Source organism: Citrobacter braakii, assembly GCF_002075345.1.
Classification (GTDB): Bacteria; Pseudomonadota; Gammaproteobacteria; order Enterobacterales; family Enterobacteriaceae; genus Citrobacter; species Citrobacter braakii.
On sequence record NZ_NAEW01000006.1, the window covers coordinates 198,504 to 214,310 of the forward strand.

The window sequence follows — 15,807 nt, forward strand, 5'->3', positions numbered from 1 at the left end:
CACACAGAAAACGGTACAACCGGGGCTATGCCCCGGTTTTTTTATGGATGAAAGTTTTGCCATAGCTCGGGGTGCTTGTCCGGGCGTGAGATAAATTGGAAACGCGCCGGGTCCTCGATGAATTGTTGATAAACAGGTGCGGAAGTAATCGAGAATTCCGTATATTGTCTGGGCGTAACGGCCTGCAGTCGTCCAGGGATGTAACGCGGATTATGCTGCCAGATAACGTTGTTGCCCTGCAGCAGCGGATACCATGCCAGTCCTTTATGCGCACGCACGGCGTCGTACTCAAAACCATATTCACGATCGCACCACGCGCCAAAGGTTAACGGTACATCCGGGTCTGCGGATATAGTCGCATGCCCCCAACCGGGTGGTACCAGCACTTTCTCACCGGGTCCGGCAATTACAGCAAAACAGCGGCCTGGGTCGTCCTCAACATATTCCTGCATATAAATGATCGCTTTTCCCTGCCAGATTTCATAAAGCTCCGGCGGAGACCAGCCGCTGTGCTGACTAATACGATGAATATGTCCCTGACTACGCACCGGCTCTTCTCCCAGCCGTCCCGCCGCATAGGTCACCACGCCAAACAACAGCATCCGCTTTTTCAACTCTTCGCGATCCTGCATTCGCGCCACATCCATTGCAATGGCATACACCTCTTGCGGCCCTTCACAGTGCGGATCGCGCAGCGAGGCGCGAATCTGGTCGAGTTGACGAATCTCCGGCATCGGCCCGGTAACCTCATCCCCATAGCTAAAACCAAGCGGGTGATGATGGACCGTCATATCCAGGCCGTAAGAATGCGCTAAGTCACCCATTCTGTACCTCCTTCGCCTGAACCGTCTTATTTTCCTCAAAGACCCTTATTCTGAAGCCGCTGGCAAGCGCTGCATAATCATGACCCGCAATCCCTGGCCATACGGCGAGCGCCGACAGAACCTCTTCCCCGGTGTTGATTAACCGATGCGCGGTAAAGCCGGGGATAATGTGGACAGATCCCGCGAATACTTTTTCCAGCCTCGCGTCGCCCTGCTCAGTTTGCAACAGCAGCAAACCGGTGCCACGCAGACCAAAATAGACTTCCCCCTGTTCGCGGCGCGCATGGAAATGCCCGCGAGTCATAAAATACTCACAGCCGACCCGGCCAGGGTAAAGATGGGTAACGCCGGTGTAGAGTTCACCTTCAGCGGGAGAGGTATCCAGCATCTCGACGTCATACACGACCTGCTCGCCAGCCAGCTGTTGACGGGCGTGTTCATCGGCAAAAACGTCTGGAAGATCCTCAATACGGGTGGATTTACGCAATAACAGGCCATCAGCTAAAGCGCCGCTTGCCCACGCCACCTGCGGTGGCTGGATAAAAGAAAGGTTCATATGTGTCTCCGGCCCGAGGAGAACAACAGGATCAGATTAGCAGATTAATCGATTAACCTGCTATCGCTATCTGCATATTGCGGGCCGGATCACAGCCTCAAGGTGCCAGCGTCAGTACCTCTGCCACCCACTGCTGGAACCCCTCAACGTCCAGCCCCAGCGCGACCAGGGCATTTGCCGGATGCCCTAAACGTCCTTCAATGTCCACCACCGTCGTACCCGAGGTATATTCACCCTGGGTTTCAACCGCCACGAAGCACGGCTGCAGGGTAAACAGTTCCGGGCGCACCAGCCAGGCAATAGCGCACAGGTCGTGCATTCGTAGCCCCGTATTCATACTGCCGCTACGGTAATGGCTAAACAGCGCGTGCAGCATTTTTCCCGTCTGGTTAAGCTGCGGCAACGTCGCCAGATAGTCAGGCGTGAGCATGGCCTGATTAGTGACATCCAGCCCACACATCACAATCTCCAGCCCGCTCTGGAAGACTTTTGCGGCGGCCTCGGGATCAATAGCAATATTAAACTCGGCGTTTGGCGTGAAGTTCCCGCGCCCGGCAGAACCGCCCATAATCACCAGACGGTGAATGTTGAATATGCATTCAGGATAATGAGTCAGCAGCAGCGCAATGTTGGTCAGGGGGCCAATTGCCACCAGCGTCACAGGCTGCGGGGCATGCATCAACGCATCGCGAATGGCCTGGAAGGCAGGTTTTGCCATCACCTGGCGGTCATGTTCGACAAATTCATACCCTTCCATACCTGATTCACCGTGTACGGAAGCGGCATCTCGTAGCGGTCTCACCAGCGGCATCGATGCCCCCTGCGCCAGTGGAATATCCGCATTCCAGAAGTGCAGCAGTTGCAATGCATTACGGGTGGTTTTTTCCACCGACACATTACCTGCTACCGTGGTCATCAGTTGCAGATCCAGCTCAGGGGCAAACAGCGCGGCGGCAATAGCGGCTGCATCATCAATGCCGGGATCGGTATCAAGAATGATCGGTAAGCGCATGGTTTCTCCATAAAAAAATGCCAGACGTTAAGTCTGGCATCTTCTCATAATCGTAACCGGAAAGACTTACTCTACTTCACGAACATCCACACGCAGCTCTTTCGGTACTTCGAAAACGATGTTTTCTTCACGCCCTGCCAGCGGAATAGCTTCCCCACCGCCAAGCTCCTGCAGGCGAGCAATCACGTTTTGAACCAGGATATCAGGCGCCGAGGCACCGGCCGTCACGCCCACGCACCTGGCTTCTTTCACCCACGCTTCCTGGATATCGGTCGCATCGTCAATCAGATACGCCGCTTTCCCCATTCGTTGGGCCAGTTCAGCCAGACGGTTGGAGTTAGAAGAGTTTTTCGAGCCGACCACCAGCACAACATCGGCCTGCTCTGCCAGCGCACGGACCGCTTCCTGGCGGTTGGTCGTGGCATAACAGATATCGTCTTTGCGCGGCCCGACAATTTTCGGGAAACGGCTTCGCAACGCGTCAATAACGTCAGAGGTGTCATCAACGGAGAGAGTAGTCTGCGTCATGAAGGACAATTTGCCTTCATTTTTTACATTCAGTTTCAGCACATCTTCAGGTGATTCGACCAGATACATTCCCCCCTGCGGGTTACTGTACTGGCCCATCGTGCCTTCAACTTCCGGATGCCCGGCGTGACCAATTAAAATTGACTCTTCACCGCGACGGCTAGCGCGGGCAACTTCCATATGCACTTTCGTTACCAGCGGGCAGGTCGCATCAAAAACCGTGAGGTCGCGGCCTTTGGCTTCGTTACGCACCGCCTGAGACACACCATGAGCGGAGAAAATCAGGATCGCGCCATCCGGTACTTCACTGATTTGCTCAATAAAAATAGCGCCGCGCTCGCGCAGGCTATCCACCACATAGCGGTTATGCACCACTTCATGACGGACATAAATCGGTGCGCCGTAAATAGCCAGCGCGTTTTCCACAATGCTGATAGCGCGGTCTACGCCAGCGCAAAAACCGCGCGGGTTGGCCAACAGGATCTGCATTTTACGCCTCCAGTGCCGGTTCGACTTCCAGCACTTCAATATCAAAATGAACGGTATGCCCGGCCAGCGGATGGTTGAAATCAACCGTGATCGAGTCACCATTGATTTCGCGGATCACACCAGGCATCTCGCTGCCGTCCATTGCGGTAAAGAGCATGATAGCGCCAATTTCTGGCTCGCCCGCGTCCATAAATTCCCGACGCGAGAAATACTGAATTAAGTCCGGGCTTGACACGCCGAAGGCGGCATCCGGCTCCAGAGCAAAAGTGGTTTTATCACCTTCTTTTAACCCCAGCAGGTGTTGTTCCAGTCCTTCAGACAGAGAACCGTCGCCCAGGCGAAACAGCGCAGGCTTGCCGTTATTGCGGGTTGACTCTGCGGTGGAGCCATCGTCGAGCTTAAGGGTGAAGTGCACCAGCACCGCACTGTTACTCTGTACTGATTTAGACATGCAGGTTGCTCTTTAAAATTGCTGCCGCCTGTTTGCCCGATAGCGCTACGCTTACCGGGCCCACAAGAATCGCAGTATATTGTAAGCCGGATTAGCATAGCGCCATCCGGCATTTTTTTATGCGGCTTTTTTCTCTTTCGACGGTAAGAAGCCTTCGAGGACAATCAATGCCGCACCGATACAGATCGCCGTATCGGCAAGATTGAATGTCGCGAAATGCCAGTCACCGACGTAAAAGTCAATCATATCAACCACGAAGCCGTGCCACAGGCGATCGAACAGGTTGCCCAGCGCACCGCCAATGATTAACGCATACGCGATGTTGTTTAGCTTCTGCGTCGCCTTCGAGCGATACATCATCACCATCAGGATAACGCAGATACCAATGGCGATACCGGCAAAGAACCAACGTTGCCAGCCACCGCTGTCGGCTAAGAAGCTAAACGCCGCACCATAGTTACGCGCGTAGTGCAGATTAAGCGACGGGAACAGCGACACCGTATCCCCCAGAGCAAAGTTCTGGAGGATCAGGTATTTGCTGCCTAAATCGATAATCAGCACGACTACCACCAGCCACAGCCAGCGTAGTCCTGTTGAACAGAGAGGCTTACTCATCAGGCAAACTTACGTTGTTCGCCATCACCGGCGATGTTGCTGACACAGCGTCCGCAGATATCTGCATGTTCCGCCACCTGGCCGACATCGGTAGTGTAATGCCAGCAGCGTGGACATTTCTCACCTTCGGCTTTGCTCAGTACGATTTTCAGACCTTTGAGCAGTTCGCTCTGCTGAGCATCAGCAGGAGCCGCTGCATAATCCGCAACCGTCGCACCGGAGGTCAGCAGAACAAAGCGCAACTCTTCGCCCAGCGCGGTCAGTTTCGCCGCCAGCTCTGGTTCAGCGTACAGAGTAACCGCCGCTTCCAGCGAACCACCGACTTTCTTATCCGCACGCGCCTGCTCGATGACCTTGTTCACTTCGCCGCGCACTTTCAGCAACTCGTCCCAGTAGGCGTCATTCATCGCTTCGGTTTCGCCTAAGCCAAACAGACCTTCGTACCATTCACCGGTAAAGACGTACTTCTCACGATCGCCCGGCAGGTAACCCCAGATTTCATCGGCGGTGAAGGACATGATCGGCGCCATCCAGCGTACCAGTGCTTCTGCAATATGGAACAGCGCAGTCTGGCAACTACGACGCGCCACGCTGTCCGCTTTCGCGGTGTACTGACGGTCTTTGATGATGTCGAGGTAGAACGAACCCATTTCTACAGAGCAGAAGCGCATCAGGCGCTGTACTACTTCGTGGAAGTCATAGGCTTCATAAGCTTTCAGGATCTCTTCCTGCGCCGCTTGTGCACAACCTACCGCCCAGCGATCCAGCACCACCATCTCTTCCGGTTTCACCATATCTTTTACCGGATCGAACCCGTTCAGATTCGCCAGCAGGAAGCGTGCGGTGTTACGGATACGACGATAGCTGTCGGCAGCACGTTTCAGGATTTCGTCAGAAACGGCCATTTCGCCGGTATAGTCGGTAGAAGCGACCCACAGACGCAGAATATCCGCGCCCAGTTTGTTCATTACGTCCTGCGGGCTTACGGTGTTACCGATAGACTTGGACATTTTGCGACCCTGACCATCAACGGTGAAACCGTGGGTCAGTACCTGACGGTATGGCGCTTTGCCCTTCATTGCAGTGGAGATCATCAGAGAAGACATGAACCAGCCGCGGTGCTGGTCAGAACCTTCCAGATACATATCTGCCGCATGGCCTGCAAACTCAGGACGCACGTCCACAACGGATGAGTGGGTTGAACCGGAGTCGAACCACACGTCCAGCGTATCCGGGACTTTGACATACTGGTCAGCTTCATCGCCGAGGATATCTTTCGGATCGAGATCCCACCACGCCTGGATGCCGTCAACTTCAACGCGTTTGGCCACTTCTTCCATCAATTCGATAGCACGCGGATGCAGCTCTTCGGTGTCTTTGTGAACAAACAGAGACATCGGCACACCCCACGTACGCTGACGGGAGATACACCAGTCAGGACGGTTGGCAACCATCGATTCAATACGTGCCTGACCCCAATCCGGGATCCATTGCACGCCTTTGATCTCTTTTAGCGACTGCGCACGCAGACCTTTCTGATCCATGCTGACGAACCACTGCGGAGTCGCACGGAAGATGATCGGCGATTTGTGGCGCCAGCAGCACGGGTAGCTGTGCTGCATCTTCTCAACGTGCAGCAGAGCGCCTTTATCGCTCAGAAGCGCAACGATTTTGTCGTTGGCTTTAAAGACGTTCACACCGTCCAGATCCGGATAGGTACCCGCCAGATATGCGCCGTCCGGGCCAACCGGGTTAGCGATTTCCAGACCGTATTTCTGGCTAATGACGTAGTCATCCGGACCGTGGCCGCCGGCGGTATGGACCGCACCAGTACCCGCATCCAGCGTAACGTGATCGCCAAGAATAGCCGGCACGTCAAAGCCCATAAACGGATGGGTAAAGCGCAGCAGTTCCAGCTCGGCGCCTTTTACGGTGCCCAGAATAGTGTATTCAGCCGCACCAATACGCTGCATGACGCTTTCAACCAGATCCTTCGCCAGAATCACAGCCTGCCCGTCAATCTGCACCAGCACATAGTCAAAGTCAGGCGCCAGAGAGATTGCGCGGTTCGCCGGTAACGTCCACGGGGTGGTAGTCCAGATAACCAGTGAGATCGGGCCATTGACGTCAGAAACGCCAAATTTCGCTTTTACCGCGTCCAGATCGGCGGCGTGGAACGCAACGTCGATGGACGGGGAGGTTTTGTCATAATACTCAACTTCCGCTTCCGCCAGCGCGGAACGGCAATCAACGCACCAGTGCACCGGCTTCGCACCTTTGTGCAGGTGACCGTTACCGATGATTTTACCCAGCGCACGAATGATGTTGGCTTCAGTTTTGAAGTCCATGGTCAGGTACGGATGCGACCAGTCGCCCAGCACGCCAAGACGGATAAAGTCTTTACGCTGACCGTCAACCTGCGTCGCTGCGTATTCACGGCATTTGGCGCGGAACTCAGCGGCGGTGAACTTCTCGCCCGGCTTGCCGTATTCCTGCTCTACTTTCAGCTCGATAGGCAGACCGTGGCAGTCCCAGCCCGGAACGTAAGGCGAGTCGAATCCCGTGAGTCCTTTGGACTTCACGATAATGTCTTTCAGAATCTTGTTAACCGAGTGACCAATATGAATGCTGCCATTCGCATAAGGAGGGCCATCATGCAGAATGAAGGTTTTTTTGCCTTTTTTGGCCGCACGAATGATGCCGTACAGGTCATCATCAGTCCAACGCGCCAGCATTCCCGGTTCACGCTTGGCGAGATCGCCGCGCATCGGGAACCCTGTTTCCGGCAAATTCAGGGTTGATTTATAGTCACTCATCAGATTCTCGGTTCCGTATTTAAAACTCGTATAGGCATTAAGCCGGTTTTGTTAGCCCAAAAAATGCACGGGCAGTCAACTCATCACGCGCAATCTGCGCTTTTAGTTCATCCAGCGAGGCAAATCGCTGTTCGCTGCGTATTTTTTTACGCAGTACTACATCTATATGGCGACCATACAGGTCCATTACAACGTCCAATAGATGCACTTCCAACTGTTGGCGTACGCCTGCTACCGTCGGGCGTGTGCCGATGTTGGCGACGCCGGGGAAAGGTTTGTCACCCAGCCCCATTACTTCAACCGCATAAACCCCTTTCACCGGAGAAACCTGGCGACGAAGCGGTAAGTTTGCCGTCGGAAAACCGATAGTGCGCCCTAACTCGTCACCGTGAACTACGCGTCCTGAGATAGTAAAAGGATGCCCAAGCAGGCTTTCGGCCAGTTGCAGGTTATCTTCCGCCAGCGCCTGACGTACCGCGGTGCTGCTGATGCGCACACCGCCTTCACAGAAAGTTTGGGTGCTGGTGATATCAAAACCATACTCAGCGCCCGCTTCCTGTAATAACAAGAAATCGCCCGCACGGCTAGCGCCAAAGCGGAAATCATCACCAACGGCAAGAAATTGTACACCAAGGCGCTTCACCAACAGATCGCTGATGAAGGTCTGCGCCGTTAATGCCGCGAAGCGCCTGTCAAAACGCACGCACAGCACGTAATCAACGCCGCACTCCGCCAGATAACGCAGTTTTTCCCGCAGACGGGTGAGGCGCGCAGGTGACTTGTCCGTCGCAAACAGCTCCAGCGGCTGCGGCTCGAAAATCATCACCATCACCGGTAAATTGCGTTTGCGCCCTTCTTCCCGTAAGCCTTGCAGCAACGCACGATGGCCACGGTGCACGCCGTCGAAATTACCAATAGTCAGCACACACCCATGCGGGGCCTGACTGAGATTATGTATGCCTCGTATCAGCTTCATGTCTGGCTCAAAACAGTGAAAATCGTGAAAGTATACCCTGTACCGCGTTCAACGTTAACCGGCGATTGTTTCTACGAAACAGAAAGAGGATGGTTTTCATCGTTATGAAACAAATTGACGCCCTTCACGGGCACACCAATGCAATTTTTCTCGTGGAAAGGCTGTATTCACGCCCCGCAAGCTGGTAGAATCCTGCGCCATCACTACGCAACGAGTGCTGCAATTTAAACGGCGCTTATTTGCACAAATCCATTGACAAAAGAAGGCTAAAAGGGCATATTCCTCGGCCTTTGAATTGTCCATATAGAACACATTTGGGAGTTGGACCTTGGCTAATATCAAATCAGCTAAGAAGCGCGCCGTTCAGTCTGAAAAGGCCCGCAAGCACAACGCTAGCCGTCGCTCTATGATGCGTACTTTCATCAAGAAAGTATACGCAGCTATCGAAGCTGGCGACAAAGCTACTGCACTGAAAGCATTTAACGAAATGCAACCGATCGTGGACCGTCAGGCTGCTAAAGGTCTGATCCACAAAAACAAAGCTGCACGTCATAAAGCAAACCTGACTGCACAGATCAACAAACTGGCTTAATCGCCTGCTTGTTGTTGCTTTGTGAAAAAACCCGCGTAAGCGGGTTTTTTTATGCCCGTCGTTTGCAGCCGGATTCGACAGCAACCTTCATTCACTGGGCATTGAGCTGATAGTCTCTGTCTGGCCGAAGGTGGATAACCGCACCAAGAGGTATCGGGAGATGCGTGAAAACGGCTGGCCACGGAACAGAATTCCGGTATTTATCCGCGAAGGTGGTCAGTACCGGAATTTATTAAAGCAGTAGAATCCTTCCGGCTGTAGGCAACCACCGCAGCCGGAAGCATTACGACAATCAGGCTGATTGCAGCTTAAATAATGCCGAGTAGTCCGCATTGCAAATACGCTGCACCGCTGGATGCTGGATCATTCTTTCTGCAAATATGGCGTGATACTCCTCCATCACATTCTCTACGCGTCCAATTTCAACAATTGAATCATCGGCATAGAAATTGTGGGAGTAAAGCGTAGGCGCAACAAAAATAGCGTTATGCGTTGCGCCGAACGCTTTCATCAGCGCGGCATCATCAAACTCGCCAAGGATTTCAACGTTCAGCCCTTGGGAGTTAATCCAGTTCAGCAGCTTACGCCCGAGCATCGAACGGCGTCCAGGGATCAGCAAGCGACGCTCTTCGAGGCAGGCCGGAAATGGTTTCTCAGGCAATGGCTGGGTGCACCAAAAGCTCACGCTGCATTCGCCAATCCGCACTGAGAACAACCCTTCCTGCTGCGTAGAGTCGATCGGACAGTCGGAGATAATCATATCCAGTTTATGCTGGCTGAGCTGATCAAGCAGCATCTCGTGCGTTGATTCAAAACAACGCAGATGGATTTGTTCATCTTCAACGACTGCGGCATTCAGCACGCTGCTGACCAGCTGTTTGGACAACGCATCCGCCACGCCGACATCGAACAGTAAATTCGACTCTTTGCGATAGTTCACGATATCCAGCATTTCCTGGCTTAACGTGAACATCTTATCCGCATAACGAAAAACCAATTCGCCTAATTCGCTGGGCTCCAGTCCACGCCCCTTCCGCTTGAACAACTTTCCCTGTAAGCGTTCCTCAAGCGCTTTAATCTGCCCGGTAATGGTCTGCGGTGTCAGATAAAGCGCCTCTGCTGCACCAACCACCGATCCTTCTTTATATACATGCCAAAAGTAGTACAGGTGGTTGTAGTTTATATGAGACATACACTCTCCCTGAAAATTGTCACGAAAGGGTTATCCCGTCAGGCTGCTGCGTTCAACCGGGTGCGTAACCAGCAGTAACCTATTACCGCCGACAGCAAAGAACCGATCAGGATCCCCAGTTTCGCCCAGTTAATCAGCTCAGGATCGACGGTCCCAAACGCCAGGCTGGCGATGAAAATCGACATCGTAAAGCCAATGCCGCACAGAATGCCGACCGCCATAATTTGCTGGAAATTCGTTCCCTCCGGCAATTGCGCCATCCTGAAGCGTAACGCCAGCCAGCAAAAGAGGCTGATACCCAGTGGTTTCCCGATTAACAGGCCAGCAATGATCCCCAGCGGTAACACCGAGGTCAGTCCATCAATGGTGACGCCCTGCAGTGAGACACCCGCGTTAGCGAAGGCAAACAACGGTAGGATCAGGTATGCCACCCACGGGTGCAGAACATGCTCCAGACGCTTCGCCGGTGAACGCCCGTGTTTTTCCTTCAACGGAATGAAGAAACCGACGATCACGCCCGCCAGAGTTGCATGCACGCCAGACTTCAGTACGGCCGTCCACAGCACTACGCCAACCAGAATATAAATACCGGTACGTCTTACACCGCACAGATTCAATGCTGCCAGGACAAGGATCGCGCACGCGGCAACGCCCAGCGATAACAGCGAGAGATCGCTGGTGTAGAACAACGCGATGATCACAATAGCGCCGAGGTCATCGATTATCGCCAGCGCCATCAGGAAGATTTTCAACGCCAGCGGGACACGGCTGCCCAACAGCGCCAGCACGCCTAATGCAAAAGCGATATCCGTTGCCGCCGGGATCGCCCAACCCTCACGGGTGATAGGGTCAGCATAGTTGAATGCCAGATACAGCAGCGCCGGGACAATCATGCCCCCGATAGCGGCAATGATCGGAAACGCCGCCTGGCGCAGACTGGCCAGCGAACCTTGCATTAACTCACGCTTCACTTCCAAACCGATCAACAGGAAGAACACCGCCATCAACGCGTCATTGATCCACAGCAGCATATTTTTGTTGATCTCAAGCGCGCCAACCCGCAGTTGAACGGGCGTTTCCAGAAAGGCGTGGTACCATCCACTGGTAACCCCGATATTTGCCATCAGCATAGCAACCACGGCAGCGATGATCAGAATGATGCCCCCCGAGGCGTCACTACTAAAAAAACGATGCAGATGTTTCACTTTTATTCTCTCTATTGGGTGAATACTTCGTAAATACTATCTTACACCTTCAGAAAGCTCGTTAAAATTAGATTATTCATGATGAATAGATCGGTTTTTACGAATAAAAAAGCCCGAACAGATGTCGGGCATAGAGCGCAAAACACTGAGACCTAATCAGGCATACAGTCCCATTTTATAAACGCGGAAACTGGTGATGTCATAGCGATAGCCTACGCCATTCACTTCCTCGTTTTTATAGTAACCAGAGGTCATTGTCGCCTCAAAAAGCACCGACTTGGTTACCGGTTCAATTTCTTGCAGAAGCAAATTCCCCAATGCTTCATTTCCTTCCTGCGGGTCAATAATGTCGCTATCCCCCGGCTGGCAAGAGATAGCTCGGCCATTTTCGTCAAATGTGCAATCGCCGAAATGCACAACGATGTTGCCATTCTGCAACACCTCTTTGGCGCTTACACAACTACTATAACCGCGAGCTCCCAACTCCTTACCGTATTCAAAAGGGCGCATTACCGTCATTGCGTTCAAATCAACGATAAAGTGTACAACCCGGCTGTAATTATCTGGTGGAAGCAGGCTTTTACTATCAACACGAGAGCGATAGTTACCATTGTCGAATACCATAAATTCGACCATTCCTGGTTCGTCATTAGCCACTTCAGTCACATTGTGTTGTCCCCACGACCAAAAATCACGGTTTGCCGCATCCACATCATCCTGATTGCTGAAGTCATAAAGAGGGACACCATCACTGTCGACCGGAGTCAGAAGGTAAGGCTTATACTCCTCGCTCCAATCTTCATGCGTGGACATAATAAACTGCAGCGATTCAGTCTCGAGGCTGATGCCAAAAACAGCGCTCTGATGACGCCCTGAAGCGATCAGCAAACTATTCGTTTCATTAACATAGCTTTGGTTGATATGCAGCCAGTCCTGAGCGGTCGGATCTTCACCAGGTGCCGTCCCCGTTGGTCTCGCTGTACGTGAGGTATCAAGAATAGCGGCCATGTCGTAATAGGCAATTTCCAGCCCGGTAGATAAATCCACAACTGAGACGCCATCTTCATTAGTCTTCAGTGAATCTGGTCTGCCCGAGGTATATTCGGAAGGCGCGACGATGGTATTACTGTCCCATTGCCAAATTGAGTGGTGGAATTGGTTATCCAGAATATAAAAAGTATACAGCCGTCCCATCATGTCGAACTCATACATCTCAAGGTAGGTGTTTTTAGCTTCTGATGTAGCCAAGAAATGACCGTTATCAATGCGCACCAAATTGAATGACGGGAAGTCCTGTGTCACGTACCAACGCACCACACCATCCTGATCCAGAGCATAGTTATAGCGGTCGAAATGCGTAATGAAATAGCAGCCCGGCGCAATCAGGTCGGCGTCAGTCACTGGTTGAGTCACATTGATAACAGGAAACCCTAACTGCACATCTGCAGAATCCGTTGCAGGTAAAGGTTGGGTTGCTATCGTATAAGTGGCGATAACGACTTCATCAACCAAAATAGCCAGTTGGTTATCGACATCTGCCACTAGGCCAAGTACAGGCAGCAGATTCGCCCCCACATTCAACGTAAAATCTTGCACGACTTGTATCGCGCTTTGCGCCAGATCCTGAATTTTCAGCGTTACAGTACGTTCTTCAGCACTCCAAACACCGGCATATGCACTTAAAGGCGCTGTACCATAAGGGTTTAGAACAATGACCGCATTTTCCAACGTATTCTCATCAGTGATCCGAGCCAGACAATCTTGATAAACAGCTGTATGACTGAGAACCATCTCATTATTGCTGTCAATCTCCTGATTAACAGCGGGACGAGGTGTAGGCAACTTAATATCGGGGGAAATAATCTTTTTCATTATGCGTGTCCAATGTATTCATTTCATCGTTCCACAGCGGAACAACAAAATAAATACACTGGGGATGTATCAATCAGGCAATCAAAAAGTATCAATTAATATCAATAAAAACATTCCGTTATCGCATTATATTTTTATTATATTCAAATTTTAAATAATTCAGTACGACCGTAACATTGGCAGGAGACAGGCGGCTAAGCTGAAAGAAAAACGGATGCGTATGCAAAAACTGAATAAATTTAGTGCTGCCCGTTAAGGTAGCGTAGCGTAGCATACTCGTTTTTTTATTTCCTGTGAGGTTACATACGGCTTTAGAGTAACCGCGTGTTGAGAAGGCTCGCCAGACATTATTACGTATTCCGCCACTAAGGAACACTCGATAAGGAAAGTCTTTATCCGGAGGTGAAACCCCCATTTCTCTTACAAATGATATATGACAACGACCTTGCCGCACAGATTGCAGATTAGCCATCATACATCCTCCTAATATAAAACACTCATGATCGATGTCGTGCTGAACATTGAGGGAGTGCTCATCCGTAAGCTCTTTGACCAGCTCAAAATGCCGGTACGCGGGAAGAACTGGTTTTACCAACATCCCGGGATCGTTTTTGTAAAGCGTGGCGGGACCATAGTCGATATCAAATAGGGTATTTCGCCTCATCGTCATGAGTTCTTTGCGTTGGACAAGATGCGCTAACGTCCCAGGCGGCAGACGTTCCTCGTATTCAGAAATGTACTGATATTCGTTTTCGACAGGCTGCGTGGAATAATTAGTTGTCACAGCGATAACCCTGCCACTGCTCTCTTCTGCCGTAACCAGAACATACAAACTGTTGTCGCCGCCATTAAATTTAACCCGAAAAGCGCACGTACTCATCGCCAGATCAAACGCAGGAAAAACGAACTCTCGTTCAGCCTCATTTACCTTGCGGGATAATTTTTGTAGCGCACGGTTTAGACCCGTGCTGTCTAATGAAAGTGTCGCTCTAATATCAGACAACGAAGCGCCTTCCTGGATAAGTCTGGCAAGGTTTTCCTGACGGATATCTGCCTTATGTTCTCTTGGGGAAACGAACGTTTTGTGGCACTCAAGGCAGTATAGTCGCGCCTCTCTTTGAGCGGAAAATCCATATTTTTTCAGTGATGAACTACCGCAGCCAGGACAAGCTTTAATCAATCCCTTCCAGGCCTGGTTTGCCGACTGACGGAAGAGATTGAGCGAGTACTCAGAAATGATGGGGAACAAAAATCCACATTCTCTACACAGAATCTCCTTCCCTTGGGTTAAATAATCCGGACTATTTAATATACCCATATTTTTACAAGTAGGTGTTTTACAGGCATCAACATTGATTCGAGAAAACATATTCACTCCCTGCGAATATTACTATCACACAAATATTGTTTTTATCTCTGCTGGCGAAATATTATTTTCATAGAGCGTTTTCATCGCCCCCATCGCTAGTGCAGTATGGGAAAAAAACAACTGATAACCAGCACATAAAAAGTTCTGATTCGATACTCCTGAGACTGAGGGGAGAAATCGGTGTTTAGGACATCCCCCATTGCAAGCAAACCGCCACTGACAGGAGTAACATTCTTGCGCCATGGTACGGCTTTTATCATTGCCGAATTGCCGATTTTGCTCACTATTGTTCATCGCACGCACCGTTGTATGCTGAATATTCCCTAGTTTGTACTGCGGATAGACAAAGTGATCGCAGTTATAAACATCACCATTCATTTCCATTGCGAATGCACTGCCGCACGTTGGAGAAAACACGCACACATGCGGAGGTAATCCGCACCAGGCAGCCAGCGTCTGCTCAAATATCTGTATGCCAATATTACCAATATCCTCACGGATCCAGATATCAAAAATAGCATTGAGAAAATGGCCGAATTCAAGTGAGTCAACGGACCACGGCATCATTTTCGTTTGTTTATCACAGGGTGCAGCCAACTCGGCATCGCTGTTGTCACTACGCCTCTCCACTAATGGAATAAACTGCATATACTGGCTACCAATGCTTTTCAGATATTGGTAAACCTGCAGTGGATGAGACATATTAGTGTGGTTAACCACCGTCAGCGTATTAAACTCAACGCCGTGACGTACCAGGCGTTTAATGGCCTGCTCCACTTTCTCATGTGTCGGTTTACCCGAACGAGTAACACGCCATTCATCATGTAGCGCGGCGTCACCGTCAACAGAAATCCCCACCAGAAAATCATTCTTCTTGAAAAACTCAGCCCATTCTTCGTCGATCAAAACGCCATTAGTCTGAAAGGTATTTACTATGGTTCTCCCCTCAGCGTAACGCTGCTGAAGTTCAATCGCCCGCTGGTAAAACGCGCGCCCCATCAGAGTCGGTTCTCCACCTTGCCATGCAAAAATGACGTCATCCACATCCTGTGCGGCAATGTGTTGCTTGATGAATAATTCAAGCATTTCATCTGACATTTTGAAATTTGCTTTTCTGTCTGGATAGAGCTTCTCTTTTTCCAGGTAAAAACAGTATTTGCAGTCCAGATTGCATACTGATCCTGTCGGCTTAACCATTACCTGACAACTTTTCCTTTGCATCACGGAGGTCCATAAATAAAAGAACCCGGCTCAGCATAAAAATACTGAGCCAGGCGGGCATAGCCCTAAGTGGCATACTCTATTTTTTT

Annotated in this window: 14 protein-coding genes and 2 pseudogenes; 2 read left to right on the forward strand and 14 right to left on the reverse strand. The window is 51.1% G+C overall.

Annotated elements, in window-relative coordinates:
* Positions 1–41 precede the first annotated feature (41 nt).
* The 9 genes and pseudogenes from BZK42_RS15020 to BZK42_RS29305 form a co-directional block, all read right to left on the reverse strand.
* Positions 42–824, reverse strand: a complete 783-nt coding sequence (locus tag BZK42_RS15020) for a glucose-6-phosphate isomerase family protein (RefSeq protein ID WP_047414458.1) — start codon at positions 822–824, stop codon at positions 42–44.
* Positions 817–1,380: a glucose-6-phosphate isomerase family protein gene (locus tag BZK42_RS15025; RefSeq protein WP_016151641.1), complete on the reverse strand. Its 564-nt coding sequence runs from the start codon at positions 1,378–1,380 to the stop codon at positions 817–819. Before BZK42_RS15025 ends, BZK42_RS15020 begins: the two co-directional genes overlap by 8 nt.
* Positions 1,381–1,477: 97 nt before the next feature.
* Complete coding sequence (gene rihC, locus BZK42_RS15030; protein ID WP_047358352.1) at positions 1,478–2,392, reverse strand: ribonucleoside hydrolase RihC; 915 nt, start codon at positions 2,390–2,392, stop codon at positions 1,478–1,480.
* Positions 2,393–2,458: 66 nt separating this feature from the next.
* Entirely contained in the window at positions 2,459–3,409 is a 951-nt protein-coding gene (gene ispH, locus BZK42_RS15035; RefSeq protein WP_016155658.1) for a 4-hydroxy-3-methylbut-2-enyl diphosphate reductase, read from the reverse strand.
* Between the two features lies 1 nt (position 3,410).
* Entirely contained in the window at positions 3,411–3,860 is a 450-nt protein-coding gene (gene fkpB, locus BZK42_RS15040) for an FKBP-type peptidyl-prolyl cis-trans isomerase (RefSeq protein ID WP_003018929.1), read from the reverse strand.
* 117 nt (positions 3,861–3,977) lie between these two features.
* A complete protein-coding gene (gene lspA / locus BZK42_RS15045; RefSeq protein WP_003018932.1) occupies positions 3,978–4,475 on the reverse strand; it encodes a signal peptidase II in 498 nt (165 codons plus the stop codon).
* Positions 4,475–7,291, reverse strand: coding sequence for an isoleucine--tRNA ligase (ileS, locus tag BZK42_RS15050; protein ID WP_080859389.1), 2,817 nt, complete (start codon positions 7,289–7,291; stop codon positions 4,475–4,477). Before ileS ends, lspA begins: the two co-directional genes overlap by 1 nt.
* 37 nt (positions 7,292–7,328) lie before the next feature.
* Positions 7,329–8,267: a bifunctional riboflavin kinase/FAD synthetase gene (gene ribF, locus BZK42_RS15055; RefSeq protein WP_080859390.1), complete on the reverse strand. Its 939-nt coding sequence runs from the start codon at positions 8,265–8,267 to the stop codon at positions 7,329–7,331.
* A gap of 7 nt (positions 8,268–8,274) precedes the next feature.
* Positions 8,275–8,490, reverse strand: a pseudogene (locus tag BZK42_RS29305) (DUF2575 domain-containing protein).
* Between the two features lie 105 nt (positions 8,491–8,595).
* Between BZK42_RS29305 and rpsT the strand changes: the two are divergent.
* Both rpsT and BZK42_RS29680 read left to right on the forward strand, forming a co-directional pair.
* Positions 8,596–8,859 carry a 30S ribosomal protein S20 gene (gene rpsT, locus BZK42_RS15065; RefSeq protein WP_003018940.1) on the forward strand — a complete coding sequence of 88 codons (264 nt, stop codon included), beginning with the start codon at positions 8,596–8,598 and terminating at the stop codon, positions 8,857–8,859.
* Between the two features lie 79 nt (positions 8,860–8,938).
* Positions 8,939–9,037 (forward strand): annotated as a pseudogene (locus tag BZK42_RS29680) (hypothetical protein); the annotation flags it as partial.
* A 114-nt stretch (positions 9,038–9,151) separates the two neighbouring features.
* Here the strand turns inward: BZK42_RS29680 and nhaR are convergent.
* From nhaR to BZK42_RS15090, 5 genes are all read right to left on the reverse strand, one after another.
* Complete coding sequence (gene nhaR, locus BZK42_RS15070; protein WP_016151636.1) at positions 9,152–10,051, reverse strand: transcriptional activator NhaR; 900 nt, start codon at positions 10,049–10,051, stop codon at positions 9,152–9,154.
* A gap of 38 nt (positions 10,052–10,089) precedes the next feature.
* Positions 10,090–11,256 (reverse strand): Na+/H+ antiporter NhaA, encoded by a 1,167-nt coding sequence (gene nhaA / locus BZK42_RS15075; RefSeq protein ID WP_016151635.1) that lies wholly within the window; start codon positions 11,254–11,256, stop codon positions 10,090–10,092.
* 156 nt (positions 11,257–11,412) lie between these two features.
* On the reverse strand, positions 11,413–13,128 hold the full coding sequence (locus BZK42_RS15080; protein WP_046274470.1) for an aryl-sulfate sulfotransferase: 1,716 nt from the start codon (positions 13,126–13,128) through the stop codon (positions 11,413–11,415).
* Between the two features lie 118 nt (positions 13,129–13,246).
* Positions 13,247–14,497 carry an IS1/IS1595 family N-terminal zinc-binding domain-containing protein gene (locus BZK42_RS15085; protein WP_080859391.1) on the reverse strand — a complete coding sequence of 417 codons (1,251 nt, stop codon included), beginning with the start codon at positions 14,495–14,497 and terminating at the stop codon, positions 13,247–13,249.
* Positions 14,498–14,521: 24 nt separating this feature from the next.
* Positions 14,522–15,721, reverse strand: a complete 1,200-nt coding sequence (locus tag BZK42_RS15090) for an anaerobic sulfatase maturase (protein WP_100250040.1) — start codon at positions 15,719–15,721, stop codon at positions 14,522–14,524.
* Positions 15,722–15,807 lie beyond the last annotated feature (86 nt).

Coding starts and splice junctions, on each gene's coding strand:
- BZK42_RS15025 (WP_016151641.1), bottom strand. CDS start 1,380: ATGAACCTTTCTTTTATCCAGCCACCGCAGGTGGCGTGGGCAAGCGGC.
- lspA (WP_003018932.1), bottom strand. CDS start 4,475: ATGAGTAAGCCTCTCTGTTCAACAGGACTACGCTGGCTGTGGCTGGTG.
- ileS (WP_080859389.1), bottom strand. CDS start 7,291: ATGAGTGACTATAAATCAACCCTGAATTTGCCGGAAACAGGGTTCCCG.
- rihC (WP_047358352.1), bottom strand. CDS start 2,392: ATGCGCTTACCGATCATTCTTGATACCGATCCCGGCATTGATGATGCA.
- fkpB (WP_003018929.1), bottom strand. CDS start 3,860: ATGTCTAAATCAGTACAGAGTAACAGTGCGGTGCTGGTGCACTTCACC.
- nhaR (WP_016151636.1), bottom strand. CDS start 10,051: ATGTCTCATATAAACTACAACCACCTGTACTACTTTTGGCATGTATAT.
- BZK42_RS15085 (WP_080859391.1), bottom strand. CDS start 14,497: ATGTTTTCTCGAATCAATGTTGATGCCTGTAAAACACCTACTTGTAAA.
- ribF (WP_080859390.1), bottom strand. CDS start 8,267: ATGAAGCTGATACGAGGCATACATAATCTCAGTCAGGCCCCGCATGGG.
- BZK42_RS15080 (WP_046274470.1), bottom strand. CDS start 13,128: ATGAAAAAGATTATTTCCCCCGATATTAAGTTGCCTACACCTCGTCCC.
- ispH (WP_016155658.1), bottom strand. CDS start 3,409: ATGCAGATCCTGTTGGCCAACCCGCGCGGTTTTTGCGCTGGCGTAGAC.
- BZK42_RS15020 (WP_047414458.1), bottom strand. CDS start 824: ATGGGTGACTTAGCGCATTCTTACGGCCTGGATATGACGGTCCATCAT.